28 protein-coding genes are annotated in these 15,445 nt (G+C 39.7%); 3 read left to right on the forward strand and 25 right to left on the reverse strand.

From position 1 onward, the window contains the following. Window positions 1-7 precede the first annotated feature (7 nt). From OZ660_RS09010 to OZ660_RS19880, 14 genes are all read right to left on the reverse strand, one after another. Complete coding sequence (locus OZ660_RS09010; RefSeq protein WP_274743267.1) at window positions 8-817, reverse strand: PhzF family phenazine biosynthesis protein; 810 nt, start codon at window positions 815-817, stop codon at window positions 8-10. A gap of 275 nt (window positions 818-1,092) precedes the next feature. Then, entirely contained in the window at window positions 1,093-1,602 is a 510-nt protein-coding gene (locus OZ660_RS09015; protein WP_202265477.1) for a hypothetical protein, read from the reverse strand. 106 nt (window positions 1,603-1,708) lie between these two features. Next, window positions 1,709-2,170, reverse strand: coding sequence for a hypothetical protein (locus tag OZ660_RS09020; RefSeq protein WP_159624813.1), 462 nt, complete (start codon window positions 2,168-2,170; stop codon window positions 1,709-1,711). 141 nt (window positions 2,171-2,311) lie between these two features. Continuing rightward, window positions 2,312-2,668 (reverse strand): hypothetical protein, encoded by a 357-nt coding sequence (locus tag OZ660_RS09025; RefSeq protein ID WP_274743268.1) that lies wholly within the window; start codon window positions 2,666-2,668, stop codon window positions 2,312-2,314. Between the two features lie 11 nt (window positions 2,669-2,679). Next, window positions 2,680-2,988 carry a hypothetical protein gene (locus OZ660_RS09030; protein WP_274743269.1) on the reverse strand — a complete coding sequence of 103 codons (309 nt, stop codon included), beginning with the start codon at window positions 2,986-2,988 and terminating at the stop codon, window positions 2,680-2,682. A gap of 72 nt (window positions 2,989-3,060) precedes the next feature. Then, window positions 3,061-3,783, reverse strand: coding sequence for an SIMPL domain-containing protein (locus tag OZ660_RS09035; protein ID WP_274743270.1), 723 nt, complete (start codon window positions 3,781-3,783; stop codon window positions 3,061-3,063). 127 nt (window positions 3,784-3,910) lie between these two features. Then, window positions 3,911-4,444 (reverse strand): hypothetical protein, encoded by a 534-nt coding sequence (locus OZ660_RS09040; RefSeq protein WP_274743271.1) that lies wholly within the window; start codon window positions 4,442-4,444, stop codon window positions 3,911-3,913. A gap of 145 nt (window positions 4,445-4,589) precedes the next feature. Beyond that, window positions 4,590-5,048: a nuclear transport factor 2 family protein gene (locus tag OZ660_RS09045; protein WP_274743272.1), complete on the reverse strand. Its 459-nt coding sequence runs from the start codon at window positions 5,046-5,048 to the stop codon at window positions 4,590-4,592. A 66-nt stretch (window positions 5,049-5,114) separates the two neighbouring features. After that, window positions 5,115-5,612: a DUF3592 domain-containing protein gene (locus OZ660_RS09050; protein ID WP_274743273.1), complete on the reverse strand. Its 498-nt coding sequence runs from the start codon at window positions 5,610-5,612 to the stop codon at window positions 5,115-5,117. 105 nt (window positions 5,613-5,717) lie between these two features. Next, window positions 5,718-6,002: a hypothetical protein gene (locus OZ660_RS09055; RefSeq protein WP_274743274.1), complete on the reverse strand. Its 285-nt coding sequence runs from the start codon at window positions 6,000-6,002 to the stop codon at window positions 5,718-5,720. Window positions 6,003-6,098: 96 nt separating this feature from the next. Further along, complete coding sequence (locus OZ660_RS09060; RefSeq protein ID WP_274743275.1) at window positions 6,099-6,572, reverse strand: nuclear transport factor 2 family protein; 474 nt, start codon at window positions 6,570-6,572, stop codon at window positions 6,099-6,101. Between the two features lie 89 nt (window positions 6,573-6,661). Further along, window positions 6,662-7,129: a nuclear transport factor 2 family protein gene (locus tag OZ660_RS09065; protein WP_274743276.1), complete on the reverse strand. Its 468-nt coding sequence runs from the start codon at window positions 7,127-7,129 to the stop codon at window positions 6,662-6,664. Between the two features lie 132 nt (window positions 7,130-7,261). Next, a complete protein-coding gene (locus OZ660_RS09070; protein WP_274743277.1) occupies window positions 7,262-7,627 on the reverse strand; it encodes a hypothetical protein in 366 nt (121 codons plus the stop codon). Between the two features lie 66 nt (window positions 7,628-7,693). Continuing rightward, the gene (locus OZ660_RS19880) at window positions 7,694-7,966 is read right to left on the reverse strand and encodes an excalibur calcium-binding domain-containing protein (RefSeq protein ID WP_274743278.1); all 273 of its coding nucleotides are present in this window, start codon (window positions 7,964-7,966) and stop codon (window positions 7,694-7,696) included. A 193-nt stretch (window positions 7,967-8,159) separates the two neighbouring features. Here OZ660_RS19880 and OZ660_RS09080 point away from each other — a divergent pair, with 193 nt between their 5' ends. From OZ660_RS09080 to OZ660_RS09090, 3 genes are all read left to right on the forward strand, one after another. After that, a complete protein-coding gene (locus OZ660_RS09080) occupies window positions 8,160-8,405 on the forward strand; it encodes a type II toxin-antitoxin system CcdA family antitoxin (RefSeq protein WP_202265493.1) in 246 nt (81 codons plus the stop codon). Then, entirely contained in the window at window positions 8,405-8,722 is a 318-nt protein-coding gene (locus tag OZ660_RS09085; RefSeq protein ID WP_274743279.1) for a CcdB family protein, read from the forward strand. Before OZ660_RS09080 ends, OZ660_RS09085 begins: the two co-directional genes overlap by 1 nt. A 102-nt stretch (window positions 8,723-8,824) precedes the next feature. Continuing rightward, a complete protein-coding gene (locus OZ660_RS09090) occupies window positions 8,825-9,079 on the forward strand; it encodes a hypothetical protein (RefSeq protein WP_202265495.1) in 255 nt (84 codons plus the stop codon). Window positions 9,080-9,233: 154 nt separating this feature from the next. Here OZ660_RS09090 and OZ660_RS09095 read toward each other — a convergent pair whose 3' ends face one another. The 11 genes from OZ660_RS09095 to OZ660_RS09145 form a co-directional block, all read right to left on the reverse strand. After that, complete coding sequence (locus tag OZ660_RS09095; protein WP_274743280.1) at window positions 9,234-9,521, reverse strand: hypothetical protein; 288 nt, start codon at window positions 9,519-9,521, stop codon at window positions 9,234-9,236. 116 nt (window positions 9,522-9,637) lie between these two features. Continuing rightward, entirely contained in the window at window positions 9,638-10,027 is a 390-nt protein-coding gene (locus OZ660_RS09100; RefSeq protein ID WP_274743281.1) for a hypothetical protein, read from the reverse strand. A 37-nt stretch (window positions 10,028-10,064) separates the two neighbouring features. Continuing rightward, complete coding sequence (locus tag OZ660_RS09105) at window positions 10,065-10,610, reverse strand: NMCC_0638 family (lipo)protein (protein WP_274743282.1); 546 nt, start codon at window positions 10,608-10,610, stop codon at window positions 10,065-10,067. Between the two features lie 320 nt (window positions 10,611-10,930). Further along, a complete protein-coding gene (locus tag OZ660_RS09110; RefSeq protein ID WP_274743283.1) occupies window positions 10,931-11,605 on the reverse strand; it encodes a hypothetical protein in 675 nt (224 codons plus the stop codon). Between the two features lie 111 nt (window positions 11,606-11,716). Continuing rightward, on the reverse strand, window positions 11,717-12,172 hold the full coding sequence (locus OZ660_RS09115) for a hypothetical protein (RefSeq protein WP_274743284.1): 456 nt from the start codon (window positions 12,170-12,172) through the stop codon (window positions 11,717-11,719). Between the two features lie 116 nt (window positions 12,173-12,288). After that, the gene (locus OZ660_RS09120) at window positions 12,289-12,669 is read right to left on the reverse strand and encodes a hypothetical protein (RefSeq protein ID WP_274743285.1); all 381 of its coding nucleotides are present in this window, start codon (window positions 12,667-12,669) and stop codon (window positions 12,289-12,291) included. A 121-nt stretch (window positions 12,670-12,790) separates the two neighbouring features. Then, window positions 12,791-13,339, reverse strand: coding sequence for a hypothetical protein (locus OZ660_RS09125; RefSeq protein ID WP_274743286.1), 549 nt, complete (start codon window positions 13,337-13,339; stop codon window positions 12,791-12,793). Between the two features lie 125 nt (window positions 13,340-13,464). Next, window positions 13,465-13,749, reverse strand: coding sequence for a hypothetical protein (locus tag OZ660_RS09130; RefSeq protein ID WP_202265509.1), 285 nt, complete (start codon window positions 13,747-13,749; stop codon window positions 13,465-13,467). 122 nt (window positions 13,750-13,871) lie between these two features. Then, a complete protein-coding gene (locus OZ660_RS09135) occupies window positions 13,872-14,171 on the reverse strand; it encodes a hypothetical protein (RefSeq protein ID WP_274743287.1) in 300 nt (99 codons plus the stop codon). Between the two features lie 124 nt (window positions 14,172-14,295). Then, window positions 14,296-14,850, reverse strand: coding sequence for a CbrC family protein (locus tag OZ660_RS09140; RefSeq protein WP_274743288.1), 555 nt, complete (start codon window positions 14,848-14,850; stop codon window positions 14,296-14,298). Window positions 14,851-14,963: 113 nt separating this feature from the next. After that, window positions 14,964-15,422: a hypothetical protein gene (locus OZ660_RS09145; protein WP_274743289.1), complete on the reverse strand. Its 459-nt coding sequence runs from the start codon at window positions 15,420-15,422 to the stop codon at window positions 14,964-14,966. Window positions 15,423-15,445 lie beyond the last annotated feature (23 nt).

A 15,445-nucleotide genomic window follows, 5' to 3' on the forward strand; every position in this document is an offset into this window, starting at 1 on the left:
CCCGTTTTTACCTAATAATAATTTCACCTGATAAGTATTGTACGGTCTGCCCCGAAACTAAAATTCTATCACCCGCTATCACGCACTTTAGTACACCTCCGCGTTTAGATGCTTGGTAGGCGTCCAGTTCTTTTTTGCCAAGTTGTTGAGACCAGTAGGGGGCTAGTCCTGTATGAATAGAGCCCGTTACGGGGTCTTCGTCACCACCATTGGCAGGCCAAAAATAACGCGAAACAAAGTCAAAATGCTTACTCGGCGCGGTAACTACCACATCGTAAGGGGCAAGCTTTTTGATCTGTGAAGTATCTTGTTCAACTAGCATTACATCATCTTCGTTATCATAAATCGCAAAATATGCCTGATCGTTTTGCAATATTGCACTAGGGGCGATAGATAAGCCGTCAAGTAATGCTGAGGGGATATAATCAGGTTTTTGAGGAGCACGCGAGGGGAAATTCATTTGTATAAAACCGTCGGCTTTCTTTTCCACTCGCATTACGCCAACTGCATCGGCAACAAATTCTATCTCGTGACTATCGGGAAAAAGACCAAAAACAACATGTGCTGAGGCCAATGTAGCATGACCGCAAAAGTCTATTTCTGTTACTGGCGAAAACCAGCGAATATGATAAACCAAGGTGTCTTCAGTTACGTTTTCTTCCTTTAGTAAGAATGCGGTTTCTGACAAATTGTTTTCAATTGCAATAGACTGCATGAGCGCATCTGGCAACCATCTATCAAGTACGATAACAGCGGCGGAGTTTCCTCTGAATTGCTTATCTGTAAATGCATCTATAACTTTTATTGCTAGCTTCATTCGTGTTTCCACATAATCTCTAGGGTGATTACCTATAGCAATCGGTTTGCTTCCATAATGCCCCGATTATATGCGAAGTTCTTAGAAATAGTGAATAATTTGCCTGATCATGTCTTGGCTAAGCAGTTGTCATTTGTTGCTAAAAAAGTAATAAACGCTACCAAGAAACGGTAAGCAAGAAAATCAAATAGGAATGCTGAAAAGCAGGGAAGCGAAAGTTTTCGCACAGGCCTACTTACATAAACCTGTGCAATAGCAGTTTAATCTTAGATTACTTAGCCATGAGGCTGTGAAGAACGCTTAGATCCTTCTTGCACACACGCTTTAAAGTTACCCATTGCGATTTCTTTTGCATGTAACTCTATACCGCCCGCATTTTTGTATGTGGTGTAGTCTTTATTTGGCATTTCTGTAGAAACGTACCAAAAATTCCCATCAACATTTTCACTACATGTACCAGGATAAGTTACTGTCCAAGTATTACGTAGATAACAGTTTTTAGCTGTTTGAATATAGGTATCTTCAGTCTTAACCGTGTCGCCTTTTGTTCCCCAGATCCGCGTAATGGTAACTTCAGTAGCTATACCGTCCATGCCATTAGCGTGTTTATTAATGTAATAGTTCCAGTTGCCCTGCAATCGACTATTCTCAAGAATAAAGCTATCGCATTTGGTAATGCCATAGTCGTGAAACGACTTGAGCAGTGTTGCGTCATCATCAGCAAACGCAGCCCCACAATGTAGTAGTGCACCAAATAATCCAAGCTTGATTAGTCTTGATTCCATCATAACTCCATTTTTTTATTGTTGTTGCTAAGTGTGTTTTTTTAAGAACATGAAATGGCTCTCAACTTCCTAAGTTCAGAGCCATTGCATAGAAAACGTGTTTCTTTTACAGATAAGTATCGGGGTGAATTTTGTTAACCTTCCACTCACCATCTTCTTTCACCAGATCGATGCTGCGTAGGTCTTCAATCTTGTCATCACCATACATTCCACTTAAGAATACGGTGATAGTAGATGTTTCTGAGAACTCAGAGCGGCCAACGCCACCTGAATTTTGAGGGGTAATAATTACGGTGTCGTAGCGCAAGTTAAGTAGGTGGCGCTGTACGTTTCTATTTGAGTGGTAGCGAGTGAGAATACGAGACATTTTTTCACTCGACAGCGCGATAGCACGGTCGAGGTTATCGTCTTCATATACACTTCTTAGAAACGTTACAGTTGTGTATTCCGGCGTACTCTCGTCCAACATTCCATATCGACCAAGGCCGTCATCTTGTTTTTTATCACATGCAGCTAAAAACAATAATGTAAAAAGCCCGAATAGGGCGTACCACTTACCTGTTTTCATTGTGAGACCTTTTTGCTGAATTCCATTTCTAATTTTTAGTAGTCGATAGATGCATAATCAACGATTTTACACTGTATTTCAACTAACTTTGTGGCAAAAAATGGATATTCACTTCGAAAAAAAGCTAAATAATCTATTAGCTTACAGTCGAGTTGTGCTCTTCAACTTTTCGTCAAACAAAAAGTTGAGGGTATCTATTATGTCGGTAATTGCATCAAGCCCTTCGAAAGCTAAATCTTGGTCTATTGAAATGTGCGTACCCAAATTTTTGCTAAATGAGTCTAACACTTCAGCAATTTCGCCCTCATTGAACATACCTATAAACGTTCGGCACGCCGTTGATGATGTTTTGCCCGATTCACTACACTTATTCGCAAGCAAACCGAGCTTTTTATATTCATTTACTTGTTGCTCAAGCTGCTCTTTATCGCTTACCGCATTACAGGTAAAAGAAAACATCAATAATGGTACAGCAACGACATAGGGTAAAAGTTTCATATTGTTCTTCCTTATTTAGCTCTATTGTATTCCCAACTCACGAGCGCAGCACATGCACCTGATATTGCAAAGGTAACAAGCGATGCTGCAACTATGACAGCCCCGCCCAACGCCATACCAAAGCCGTTACTTTGCATTAAGGTTTTAGTACCCGCTACTTCAACTTCAGCGGGAGGCATAACACTTATAATCAAATTCACCAGAATAAGAAGACAGCCAAGCCCAAACAACACGGCTGCAAGGTAAGCAATTGCCCTTGCGGTAACTAGAAGTAAAGTCAGATTCTGTGTCTTGACAGTTGAAAAGGGTATAAATGTCATAAAAATCCTTTTAGCTAATTTATGTGCTTCCGTTGGTGCTTAGACAGCAATGCTGCCATGATTTTGCTCGAATTAATCGACCTCTAAATCGAATACCACATGTACAGTGGCGCTAAACACAATGTTTTCTTGTAAATAGCGACCTGGCTCGAATTCTTCGGCTTCAATTCTTGAACCTGTAACTTGTATTGTCTCAATGGCATCATTAAAACCATATCTATCATAATGGTTTTGTGTCGCTGAGTTGATGCTATAAACATTACCTAATTTTGCGCCAAACGCACTAGCCATTGTACGGCCCTGATGCTTGGCATCCTTTACAGCATTAGCAACCGCCTCTTGCCTGAGCGCTTCTTGTCGAGAGGATTGGAATTCAATATTTTTTATTTCACTGACGCCTATTTCAAGTGCAAAATTCATAAGGTCGTTCAGCATACTAATTTCTTTGAGTGTTACTTTTACAGTGCGACTCGCAATATAACCGTCTAGCACTTTTTTATCATCGTCGGTGTAAATGTAATTTGCGTATGTAGTTATGCTGGACGCAGTAACATTCTTGTCGTCGACACTAAATCTCTCTAGTCCTGCTAAAAGGTTATTAATCCTTTTATCGACAACTTGCTTTGCATGCAGGCTAGTGACATTTTGCGATTCTGTTTCAAACGTGACAATGACCATATCAGGAGCAGCGGTAATTTTTGACTGACCTTCAACAACGATATGTCTGTCATTTGGTACACTGGCAATAAGACTTAATGGGTATATAGCTAAAAGAATTGTGGCGAGAAACTTCATAAAACCTCCTTGTACCGGAAATTAACTAACGGTGTTCGTGTTGAACTCTATGCTGAGCAGTTTAACTATGAACCCAAACATCATCATCTGCATTCAGTTTGTGCTTCATATTTATTTCCGTTTCCTGTTAATCTTCATTGCCTACGTCGATGTCGGCGTTGTCGATAAGTGTAAAGTAACCATCTTCCTCATCAAGTTGCAGCAAAATTGAGAGCGTTACTAACTGGCCTTCGGTAGGCTCTTCATTGAAGCCTGCTGCAATTGAAAAAGACGTTTCCCCCTTGAACTGGTCTGAAATTAGATTCTGTGTCTCTTTAAAATTCTTAACTGCAAGTTCGGAAAGTTTGAAAGTGTATTCTGTTCTCGCTGGTGTTGACGTGAAAAAGCCATCTTGTGCGGCAATAGTCTTTTGCATGTCAAGATCAAGAGGGTAGGTGAAATTCCTCACACCTTTGTCATTGTCTAACGTTAGACTCAGTTTGATTTTTTCTAAACCAAGAGTGAAGGGTTGTGACACGATTATTTTCGAGCGTATTTCAGAGCCATTCAACGCGACGAAACTTTGCTCGTTAAAGCTGCGAAACTTTATCATTGTTGATATTGGAATGCTTGAGCAGCTGGATAACAGCAATACAAGAATGAACAAGTAAACATTTTTCATGATCTCTCCATGATCGACAGCTTTAATTGCACTATGCCAAAATAGCAACGAAGTCGCGCAGAATGAAACAAAAAACTGTAACTGTTTTTGTATCCCAATAATTAGGCTGCGCGTAATTATTTAATGATTGCTTAATATCATTTATTTACTGCTTACTCGAATGCCTAGTGGCATCGTGGTATTGCCACAGAACATTGATGATTTTCCAGTCATCATTTTCGTTCTTGTATAAATGCATGTAGTCAATCCACTCATCAACAGTTAGCTTCACAGATGCAACTCGGTTATCGATATCTAAAATCTTTATGTCAACCATCGGAGAAGAAGGAAATTTATCACCTTCTTTGTTGTAGTTCTCGGCCACCCAAACCATGGTGTCGAAGTCAGTTTCCATAATGTATTCTGATCCCTCTTTAGATTCCCAATATGTTCGCTTTGCTAATTTTTTGTCTAGCCCTCTTTCCATTAATTCGGGTTTCGATTGATGTTGCGACTCGATGTAATCGAGAACTGCTCGTTCGATGTTTTTGTGTTCATTTATTGCTTCAGCTAATACCGAATGCGATAAAAGACCTGACAGTACAAGTGCAAAAAAACGACGCATGGGGCTTCCTTATAGTACGATAGGGCATAGGTGTTTGGGATATAATGGCAAAGCGTTTTATTCACGTTAAGTATGAAATCGGGCTAGGTAGCTTAACAAGGGCGCTATTGCCGTAACGAATGTCACTACTATGCCAAGCTTGTTGGCTTTAAGTAAAAAGCTTTTTTCTGGCTTTTTGGGGTTGTAGAAAACAGTTACTTCGTTTTGAGAGGTTACGTGAACGCCTGATGTTTGTTTTGCAAGTAGCGCTCTTGCATTGTAATTAGTCACAATCACCCAAGGCGAAATGCGCTTTCCCTGATAGTTTTTTCCGTCAACAGTATACGAATAAAGCGCTTTGCCCTGATACTGTTGTTCGGATAGTTCGTTTGTATTTCCGAAAGTTTCAATGCCAAGCTTGTGTAATTTCCCCTGAGTTGAAGCCCAAAACCGCGTTCTAATTTGAAAGTAGGTGGAGAACGAACAAACCACAAGCATGTATAATGACGCCCAAAACCATATACCCTGAAGCTCTCCTTCAGATGCCAAACCAATCATTTTCTGTAAGTAGTTCAAAGCGTCCATAGTGCATCTGTTTCGTGATTGAGCAAATACTACTTAGCTACAGTAGCGAAGCCACCCAAAGTGTACGGTATGAATAATCAAGTGAGTTGACCTGTTTGTGAATTACTATGCCCAATACAGAAGCCCCACTGCAATAATCCATATTCCGGAGATGAAAAGTAGATTAACAAGGGAGGGCGACTTGAATTTTGATTGAACGCCATCATAGCAAGCAACAATAAACGGAATGATGGCCAAGATTCCACCATAAACCAAACCTTTAAAAAAACCTGCGATCAGCCCCCATTCTTCAAATGCTATTGAGTAAAGCCAAGTAACAACCCAAACAACTAAGCATAAACCGAATAATAGTTTGGCAATCTTTTCCCTGTTTTCAAAAATCTGATGCATATTTAGTCCTTTAAATGTCCACTTTTTATATTACATTACACTAAGCCTACGCCATGCTAGCACAATTAATATAGGTATTCGTTTTAGTTTCCGTCATCACCTTTTTAAAGGTTTTATGCTAGCTGACACACTCACTAATTTCCACTGGCCGCTGTGTTTAGACCATACTTGTGTTCCACCGCCTGAGACAGTGTGCGTTGTGTCATTTTTGAGTAAAACAGTTTGCGTAAACTCATTTACCAAAATGACAGTCTTGTCATCAATAACTGAAATCTTCACATTGGGGAACTCAAGCGATGTAACTTTCTGTATCGAGTTAAACCCTGCATCTACAACTGGAGTAAGTTCATTTAGATCGTTCCAGTTTGTACCGTCACTGTTTAAACCCACAAATTTATCGGAATCAAAATGTTCAAAATACGCGTTAGCATCTAGCTTTTTTGAAGCCTCTACAAGGCTCTTAAAAGAATCCAGTACTTCTTTTTTAATGTCTTCTTGGTCAATATTGGCCTGCGCAACATGTGACAGTGATAACGTGAAGATCGCTATAATCAATTGTTTGTTCAACACTAATAATTCCTTGGCTCGACTGACTGATTCATTGAACGTGGCAGTAATTTGAATAGAGCACTGTAAATTAGGTACGAAGCTAACACTATTTACAGGCCATGGTGTCGTCTTATGTGCTTAATTTTTCCATGTTCGTTGAATTCCAGCGACATAATGTTAATCGCAGTGTATTCAATAGGTTTATTCATATGGCTGGGATGCCCTTTGGCATGCTCTTTAAACTTAACAAACGTAACATTGCGACCTACCATAATGTCTAAAATGTTTAAGTTGCTAAAATATATTTTGTCTTCTAGCTTTGCGATCATTGCAGAACGCAACTCGTCTTTACTCGTAACAGTCACATTAAATTTTACGTGCTCATCCTTGAAGTCATCTGCAAGGAATGACAAAAAGTAATCAACGTCCTTTTCATCCGAATTAGGTTGCTGGCGTAGGTTTTTTGCTTCTATAAATTGCTTCGTTAACTCCCTTAGCTTCGACTCGTCAAGCGGTTCTGCTGATAGGGCAGTCATAGATACAAAGTAAAACATTAAAATTGAAAGTGCCGTTTTCACTGAATTTTCCTTAATTTTTGGTCTTCATTTACGATACCGTTCTCGACTCTGGGTATTGTTTAGTAGCCAATTAAAACTAAAAAATTACTAATAAAGTGAGATATTTCATTGTATTCCTTATTATGTGCGACGCTATTCTTTAAGAAGGGTGAGGACTTCATTGTTGTCTGAGTCGAAAATTGAAACAGTTCGGTCACTTAATATGATAGTTACGGGTACGTATTGGTCTTTGTAACCATCGAACATGTCTCCAAACCACTTAGCATTTGATGATTGCGATTTAACAATGTTTTTGATGACTGTTAAGCCAGTTTTTTCTTTGTGTGTCAGGTGCTCTTTAACACTAGCGATACCCGAATCTAAATTGAATTCAATATAGGCCGGTTTGCTAGCGTGTTTCCATACACCTTCTAGTGTATTTATATCACTGGCCATCGCGAAGCCCGCAATTAGGACAATGCAAACAGAGATAGAGCGCAGAGTGGTTGTTTTTATCATTGTTATCTTCCTAGATTGAGCAGTACTGCGAACGAGGTGAGTGTGCTGATTAAGTTGTTATGTACTTTACTGAAACTGCCTTTCGCATGGTATCCCGTCATTGTCTCCATCCATTTTAGTATTTGGGCAGTTTTCTAAGAAAAATTTTGCTTCCTCATACGACGTCATTTGGCTGCAGTGTTGCCTACCATCGCAACGAAATGAAAAACGATCTGCTTGAATCACACTTTCTTGATTAGATACAGTAGGTTGTGGAATTACTTCCACGTTTTGATTGTTTTTAGAATAAATAAATACTCCAACTAAAATGAGTAAGAGTAATAATAATTTCTTTGGCATTTATAGTTCTTCCCTGTGTACATAACTTTTAAATAAGGGACGCTGATACGTGGGCAAAAATGCGAAGCAGCCCACGTGTATGCGTAACAGCGAGATTGCGAGCGATTTAATGCGTTTTATGTATTCAACCCATGCTTTGCAATGCGCATTCGCATGCGTATACTTGGTGGTGATATTAGTTGGAGCAATAAAAATGCAAGATTTATATGACATCCATGCCCCAAAGAAAGCGACAAATTTAAGCTTGAACAGCGATTTACTGCAAAAAGCTCGAGATTTAAAAGTTAACCTGTCTGCAACCTTAGAGCAAGCACTTAAAGACAAGCTAAAAAATGTTGAAGCAGAGAAGTGGAAAAAAGAAAACAAAGCTGCCATTGCTGCATACAATGAATTTGTTGCTGAGAACGGTTGTATAGGTGATGAGTACCGGAACTTCTAATGGCGCAGTTTGATGTTTACAGAAACCCAAGTAAGAAAACGAATAAAGCTTACCCTTTTCTTGTTGATGTTCAAAACTCTGTAATTGATCAGTTGGCAACAAGACTGGTTGTACCGTTAACAAATAGCAATACTAGAAACAGTCTTTACATGAAAAAATTGACTCCTTCGATAGAATTCGAAGGCGCAACATACTTATTTTTAGCCCAACAACTAAGTTCCATACCCGAAGACGTGCTCAATGATCGCGTTGGTACATTGGCGCAATCCAGAGAACTGCTGATAGATGCAATAGACTTCGCTATTACAGGAATATAGCGTCCTAGCGAGCAGCGCGAGTGCCTTTAGTTTTAGTTGCCTTAGTTAAAAATATTAATATATGACACATGTAGGCCAAACGCGATATAGCCTAGAGATAAAATGGCATTGAGAAACCAAATCAAGAGCCAAAACACACCTGTAAAGTTAAAAATCTTTCGTATTCTAGGGCTTAATAGCGCAATTGTCGAAGTGATAGAGCCCAAAGCAGAGCAACAAAATAGTGGAAGCACTGTAAACATTAATAAAAGGCCAGCAGCCCCCGCAGATGCCCCACTTGAGTCAGGTTCTATTGGAATTAATATCAAATACGATAAACAGACCGATACTAATAAAAATAATAAGCTAAGTAATTGAAGACTTCTCATATAGCCCTAGTAGCTAACTTTTAAATAAGGGACGCAGACGCGTGGGCAGTAATACGAAGCAGTTCACATGTATGCGTATTAGCCCGCGCTAGCAGGCGACTTAATTTTTTTGTTATACGAACCACTTAAAACAACCGCGAATTTTAATTCTCTTTGTTTTTAGGTTTTGCTTTAGGTCGCCAAAACACAGGTCTTGGTACTACTGCTGGCCTCTCTAGCTTGATTGCAGAGAGTAAAAGCTGCTTGAACCATAGCAATAACCATACAATTAGCTCTGCTAGTAGAACAAAAACAAGTAGAAAAAAATCGAATACGCCAATAGTGGAGCCTACTGCTACAAAAGCACCCGAGACTAGTTCAATAATAAATGTGCAGACAGCTATAGCAACTTCAACAATCATTATCACTAAAGAAAAAAGAACTTCTATCACTAAACATTCCTGTTCATATAAATTCCGCTTAAGAGGCTCAAACGTATGGAATATAATGCAATGCAGCCCATGTGTTAGCGTCCCAGCAAGTGCCAGCGAACGGCTACGGTTGTTTGTTAGGAGACATTCTTTAATATCTCCTTGTTTTTGAATCCTACTTTTGTTGCTACGAATACAACCACACACGAAATAAATGTATCAAAAGCGAATGTGGTTGAAAGATATAGTTCGCCCATAACGAGTGTAGATAAAACAGTCGAGATTAAACAACTGCAAATAAGAAGGATAATGGCGTGCTGGTATGGTTTTGAATTTAATCCGCTAGCAAACCACCAAAAAACTACAAAAGTTAAAATACTACTCACAAGGTACGATGTTGTAATAAACATAACATCTGGCACAGGTACTTTAAACATTTCAAATACTAAAACCAATAATGCAACGCCTACAACAGGGAAAAGGATTGATAGAGGGATAAACAAAAATATCCTTTTTAACTGCAACATTCATTTGCGTCCTTTCTTGATGAACTTATTAGGCGTACTAGGCGCCTTGGTATGACATCACCGCAACTAAGTTACTAGGTTTGGCACTATTTACTGTTATTACCCATTGTTCTAGAAAACTACTACCTTGATACAATGTATATGAAGTTGTAGTTAGACTACCAGATTGCGAAACCAACTCTTTTTTATAAGTAAACCCGCTGCCTTTGCGAGGTAACCAAGCTTCCAAACTTGCTTGAATTGTATTTGGCTCACCTTGGTGTATGTATACAGAACAAAGTCCATTTTCTAGTAATGCAAGTCCGAAATTACCCTCATCATTCTTCAAGTACCAAGCTTTGCCTGCGTTACCTTTTAGGTAATTTTGAGAAATTTGCTCAGGTGCAATTACGAATCCTTTTCTTTTGGCTGATTGCTCTAAAGCCGCAGGGCTTTGACGACCGACTACACACGTTCCCATGAACAACTGGATTGGCGTTGATTTTCGTAGAGCAAGACCTTCATCTTCTTTTGCTAGAGTTGATTTACACCCAATGGTTGAAAGAAGAAGGGTTGCAATAATGTAAGATTTAACTCGATTCATATTCCGTATGCCTAACTTTCCAATAACGGGATGAGACATGTGGGGCATAATGGCGAAGCCGTCCCGCGTGTATGCATCCCAGCGAACGTAGTGAGCGGCTATATTTGTTTGTTAGTTGCCAGTTGCATCAATGAGGCCCACCGTACTGAAGTACCAAATAAAAATACACTAAATAGCTAACCATCGTAAATATTTGAAACAATAGTAAGGTCCATTTTTGACGTGAAGTGAATTGCAGATTGCCTAAAGAGATTAGCGCAAAGACCAAAACACCGATAAGGGCGACCGGCAATAAACGCCCCAAACGCCTGTAGTATTTGTTAGGTGCGTTTTAGTTTAAAAAGCCCTTCTTTTCTCGATAAATAACAAAGTGCCAAAGTCTGAGCGGCACAGATACATAAAACCAATGCGATCGCGATTTCATAAGAATATCCGATGCCAACAAGGCAAATTATTGGCTCAGGGTGCATCCCGCCTATAAAAATGAGATGCGGCATTCCGAAAAAGACAGGAAACACTGTATAGCAAAGTATGTCGTAGAACAAAAATGTGCCACACGCTGCAAGTACTCTATAAACGCCCTTTGGCTTTATGAAGTAGAGGTACAGTGTACAAAAAAGAGAAACTAGATAAGTGGTACCACTTCCCATGAGACCGACAATTGGCAGCAAGTCACCGTCTTGGGAGGTTTTCTTTGTAACTACTTTAAGCTCAGGCTTGAGTTTTAATGATTGGACGGACTCAGGAAATTCAATTACAAACCTAGGTGTTTCTGGAATAAAGCTGACATAAGCAACCGAACTCCCAGGCCAGGCTGTAGTTGAAACGGTTGCGCCAATACTCGGGAACAGTTCAATACCGGGCCAGATATTGATAATTGGTGTTCCAAGCCCGAAAACTACTCCCGAAAAAGCATGGCCAGCTTCATGAATCAGAACAGACGCAAGAAAATAAAAAAACAAAAGACCAGCGAACAACAAAATCCTTTTAAACATAAGTAGCTCAATCCTTCTAGCACCTAACTCTAAAAAGGGCGCGCAGGCACGTGGTCTATAATGCGAAGCAGCCTGCATGTATGCAACTCAGCGAGCGAATTAATTTTTTTGTTATGCTCGTGCATGAAAGGACCTAAATATTTTACTTATAACAACCAAAACCATGCATCCGATAATAGTGAAAAAAGATGCCCAGATTGGAATCCAAAGTATAGCCAAAGCAGATGTTGAGGAAGTATGTGCATCAGTGAATAACGAGTGCTGCATTCCCCAATAGCCGTGCAGAATAAATGAAGTGTTGAGTAGCATTATAATCCAAATGCCAATTCGGCCAAATGTAGTAGAACTCAAATTTGATTTAGCAGCAAAAAGACCTAAAACGATGAATGGAATAGCTCTAAAGCCAGCAGAAAATAGATAACTATTAATAGTTGAATATTGAAACGTTCGCTCAACAGCGGAATCAAACTCTAGGTGCCCTACAAAAACAGCAAGTAAAAATTTAGAGAGATATTCGTTTGCTAGTAAAAAAAGCAAAACTAAAGTAAACCAAAAAATCCTTTTCATAAATTTCCTATAAAGTGCAAAACTTTTTAATAAGGGCGCAGGCGCGCAAGCAATATTGCGAAGCAGCTTCCGTGTATGCGTACCAGCCCGCGCCAGCAGGCAACTTAACCTTTTTGTTAGGGTAGTTTGCCGAAAGATGTATCAATGATAAGGGTATAAATATACCCATTGTTGGTAAATTCAAATGATTCTTGTTGTCCAATTGTGAAGTCTCTAGCATCAGCACCAACGTTGTATGGCTTGCCTGTAGACGTATCCTTGAGAGAAAAATATATATTGACCTTACCATCTTCTATGACTCTATTGGTCATTGCAATCTGATACAGATCTGAGATTTTTAGGGTGTTAGAGGAATTGAAGTCCGCAAGTACGCCGGTGTTATAACTTTGCAGCAAGTTCGAGCCAATTTCCTGTTTTTCGAATACAAGCCGAGTGAATAAGCCGTCTTCTGCATTGACCGCAAAGCTACAAAGAAAAAATAAAACTAAAAACCTCATCTGAAAATTCCTTTTTCCGGTTACCCTAACTTTTAAATATGGGGCGCATACGCGTGGGCTATACTGCGTAGCAGCCTAAGTGTATGCGTTCCAGCGAACGAAGTGAGTGACTTGTTATACGTCACCATGCCAGGCTCTCCATTTTAATTTTATTGCCCACCTGCCTAACAACTCTAATCTTTGAATTCTTAACGTCTATATGCCAATTGCTTGTTGAGTGAATTTTCCCAATTTCCTTAGGGTTACCTGTGATTTTATTTGCAGTGAAAAATGTATCAGTCTGTTTTTTACTGTCTCTTGTTACAACTAACATTGTCGGTTTTGGCTGTCTGTCAATGATGCCGGTATTATTTTTGACCGGAGATGAATAACTGTTATTAAACTCGACTACTCCGTCTTTCAGAGCTGTTTCAAAAGATAAAGCAACTATTTGTTTTTCGTGATTTTCGGGAAACAAATAATAGCCGGAGTCTTTGGAGGGGTCATATATAAAAATATTCACAATAGCTTCGTCACTGCTGCTTAAGAAGCTTGATTCTTTTTCTAGTTTTACACTCTTAAAGTATAAGCCAGTCACCGGATCATATTGATCAATACTCGGGCTGTAATATCCACCGCCAACTGCGAAAAAAGAAAATAAAACTAGAGTTGTTGTGATTAAGTGTTTCATGTGTCCTCCTGACGTTTAACACCCGGCTAAGGGGCAAAATACATGGGCTATAAAAACGATCGAAGCGATGACAGCCCACGTGATTTTTATCCCAGCAACCCGCGCAGCGGGTTGCGACTTGAGCGTTATGTTTCTTTTGCATTGATTGTCTTAGCGAAAAGTTTCGCGAAATCAGTTTTAAACATTCTATCGATTGCTGTGATTTTAGATAGTAAAGCTTCTATATCAAATTGTTCCGGTTTGTTTTCTATGATGGCAAGAGCTTCATTGTGGAGTGAAAATGCAAGGTGCGCAGATATTTTTTCACTGGTCACTTCGTTAGTTGTACTGCCTAGATGATTACCCAATAGTCCTTTGAGCTCGTAAATGGCAAGTGCCAAGATTCGAAGTTGGGTCTCCTGATTATTCATTTCGACTTCCTTAATATGAAACATGACTTTTCAATAACGGGCGCAGGCACGTAGGGCATAATGGCGAAGCCGCCCCGCGTGTATGTGTCCCAGCGAACGCAGTGAATGTGTTGATTGGGTTGTTAGCTGCTAAATGCCACGTACTCCCACAGAGTTGGAATCAACCAGCCAACAAAAAATAATAAAAGAGCCAACCCAAGCGAAAACAAAATAAGCCATTTAGGGTGTATTTCTTCACCATCCGGATTGTCGTAACCACTTGGCAATTCTTCTGGCATATGTACTAATTGAGTCACAGCAATAACAACACAAATACACTCAACGGCAAAGAGTAAACTTGATTGTGTGAAATACGAAATCGCTAATGCCACACAAGAAATTGTTAATATTGAACTTCTTATACCTGACAGATACTTATTCATTTCTCTTGGCTGCTAACTTTGCAATAAGAGGCGATGACGCGTGGGGCGTTATAGCGAAGCGGCCCTGCGTGTTTGCGTCTCAGTGGGCACTAGCCCACGATTTTATTTTTTGTTAGCCATCATGTTAATCAAAGTCAATGTAGCCGCCAAGTTTACCGCAATGAATACATTTAAATATGTAAGCAGTTGGTGACCCATCAGCATCGAGTGACTGAAAGAAGCCTTCCCATTCTCCGTCTTTTAGACCGTACGTCGCGGTTGCCTCGGATTTTAAACTGACTTCTAAATCCTGACCGTATTCATTTATCTCCCTGAATCCGGCACAACCAAGAAAATCTGCACCGTCATTACAATGCGTCCACCACTTTTCCTGTTGCCAACCAGTAAAACCAGGAGTTAAATAGGTTATTTCTTCCTTGACTGATGAAGCCACGTCGTCCCAATCACCATATCCACCTATACCGTCAAAATCTGTGAACTCCGCATCAAATTTCTTGTGGGCAGTACCATCTTCGATACACCAAGGACATATTGAGTCTTCTAATTCGACTTCAGAATAGGGCAGCCCACCATAGATAAATCCGGTGGCTTTACCACAGCACAGGCAAACTGCATCTGACTCAATGATTGAACCTGACTTTAACGGATCAGAATGATATTTAAACTTAGGAAGTTCCATGTTCCTCCTTAATGGCTAACTTCTAAATAAGTGGCGCATACCCATGGGCTATAATGAGAAGCAGTCCATGTGTATGCGTCCCAGCGAACGAAGTGATTGCCTCAATTTTTTTGTTATACGCGCCACGTTGATAATTCCTTGAACGCTTTTTCATTTTCTTTGTTTAATTTAGCGTAATTTGAGTGTTTGAAAAACTTAGGTCCAATATATCCGTCCTCGTGGGTGAATGCGATTGACCACGCTAAATTTTTAGGAAAAACATGGAAGTCTTTAAGTCTTGCGTTTCCAGCAGGCTTTTGAGTTGAGACATAAATTTCTTTCTCATTTTCACCAAAGTTATCCAACATGAGATAATAGCTAGTTGCAAAGTGCTTTTCGAATTCTGCTGTTGCATCCGCATTATGGTTGTCGCTATGAATTTCATCCCATAGATAAGATTTACCACCTCTGATCCCTTTGAAAGAGGTCCGGTGGATACAAAAGACTTTGAGCCAATTTTGAGCGACTTTTAACGCAGCTTCATCCTTGAGGATCTTGTAATCAGAAAGTCCTATTTCATCTGCCAAATTCATAATGTTACTCGCGCGTATAACGC

It is taken from the genome of Alteromonas sp. 009811495, from assembly GCF_028865455.1.
GTDB lineage: Bacteria > Pseudomonadota > Gammaproteobacteria > Enterobacterales > Alteromonadaceae > Alteromonas.

What these genes read in the sequence shown, in the direction of transcription:
- OZ660_RS09120 (WP_274743285.1), bottom strand. Translation starts at nt 12,669, where the DNA reads ATGAGGTTTTTAGTTTTATTTTTTCTTTGTAGCTTTGCGGTCAATGCA.
- OZ660_RS09020 (WP_159624813.1), bottom strand. Translation starts at nt 2,170, where the DNA reads ATGAAAACAGGTAAGTGGTACGCCCTATTCGGGCTTTTTACATTATTG.
- OZ660_RS09145 (WP_274743289.1), bottom strand. Translation starts at nt 15,422, where the DNA reads ATGAATTTGGCAGATGAAATAGGACTTTCTGATTACAAGATCCTCAAG.
- OZ660_RS09090 (WP_202265495.1), top strand. Translation starts at nt 8,825, where the DNA reads ATGGCATTGAGAAACCAAATCAAGAGCCAAAACACACCTGTAAAGTTA.
- OZ660_RS09015 (WP_202265477.1), bottom strand. Translation starts at nt 1,602, where the DNA reads ATGGAATCAAGACTAATCAAGCTTGGATTATTTGGTGCACTACTACAT.
- OZ660_RS09110 (WP_274743283.1), bottom strand. Translation starts at nt 11,605, where the DNA reads ATGTTTAAAAGGATTTTGTTGTTCGCTGGTCTTTTGTTTTTTTATTTT.
- OZ660_RS09070 (WP_274743277.1), bottom strand. Translation starts at nt 7,627, where the DNA reads ATGATAAAAACAACCACTCTGCGCTCTATCTCTGTTTGCATTGTCCTA.
- OZ660_RS09125 (WP_274743286.1), bottom strand. Translation starts at nt 13,339, where the DNA reads ATGAAACACTTAATCACAACAACTCTAGTTTTATTTTCTTTTTTCGCA.
- OZ660_RS09135 (WP_274743287.1), bottom strand. Translation starts at nt 14,171, where the DNA reads ATGAATAAGTATCTGTCAGGTATAAGAAGTTCAATATTAACAATTTCT.
- OZ660_RS19880 (WP_274743278.1), bottom strand. Translation starts at nt 7,966, where the DNA reads ATGCCAAAGAAATTATTATTACTCTTACTCATTTTAGTTGGAGTATTT.
- OZ660_RS09140 (WP_274743288.1), bottom strand. Translation starts at nt 14,850, where the DNA reads ATGGAACTTCCTAAGTTTAAATATCATTCTGATCCGTTAAAGTCAGGT.
- OZ660_RS09085 (WP_274743279.1), top strand. Translation starts at nt 8,405, where the DNA reads ATGGCGCAGTTTGATGTTTACAGAAACCCAAGTAAGAAAACGAATAAA.
- OZ660_RS09115 (WP_274743284.1), bottom strand. Translation starts at nt 12,172, where the DNA reads ATGAAAAGGATTTTTTGGTTTACTTTAGTTTTGCTTTTTTTACTAGCA.
- OZ660_RS09130 (WP_202265509.1), bottom strand. Translation starts at nt 13,749, where the DNA reads ATGAATAATCAGGAGACCCAACTTCGAATCTTGGCACTTGCCATTTAC.
- OZ660_RS09025 (WP_274743268.1), bottom strand. Translation starts at nt 2,668, where the DNA reads ATGAAACTTTTACCCTATGTCGTTGCTGTACCATTATTGATGTTTTCT.
- OZ660_RS09105 (WP_274743282.1), bottom strand. Translation starts at nt 10,610, where the DNA reads ATGAATCGAGTTAAATCTTACATTATTGCAACCCTTCTTCTTTCAACC.
- OZ660_RS09055 (WP_274743274.1), bottom strand. Translation starts at nt 6,002, where the DNA reads ATGCATCAGATTTTTGAAAACAGGGAAAAGATTGCCAAACTATTATTC.
- OZ660_RS09035 (WP_274743270.1), bottom strand. Translation starts at nt 3,783, where the DNA reads ATGAAGTTTCTCGCCACAATTCTTTTAGCTATATACCCATTAAGTCTT.
- OZ660_RS09050 (WP_274743273.1), bottom strand. Translation starts at nt 5,612, where the DNA reads ATGGACGCTTTGAACTACTTACAGAAAATGATTGGTTTGGCATCTGAA.
- OZ660_RS09040 (WP_274743271.1), bottom strand. Translation starts at nt 4,444, where the DNA reads ATGAAAAATGTTTACTTGTTCATTCTTGTATTGCTGTTATCCAGCTGC.
- OZ660_RS09010 (WP_274743267.1), bottom strand. Translation starts at nt 817, where the DNA reads ATGAAGCTAGCAATAAAAGTTATAGATGCATTTACAGATAAGCAATTC.
- OZ660_RS09080 (WP_202265493.1), top strand. Translation starts at nt 8,160, where the DNA reads ATGCAAGATTTATATGACATCCATGCCCCAAAGAAAGCGACAAATTTA.
- OZ660_RS09045 (WP_274743272.1), bottom strand. Translation starts at nt 5,048, where the DNA reads ATGCGTCGTTTTTTTGCACTTGTACTGTCAGGTCTTTTATCGCATTCG.
- OZ660_RS09100 (WP_274743281.1), bottom strand. Translation starts at nt 10,027, where the DNA reads ATGTTGCAGTTAAAAAGGATATTTTTGTTTATCCCTCTATCAATCCTT.
- OZ660_RS09030 (WP_274743269.1), bottom strand. Translation starts at nt 2,988, where the DNA reads ATGACATTTATACCCTTTTCAACTGTCAAGACACAGAATCTGACTTTA.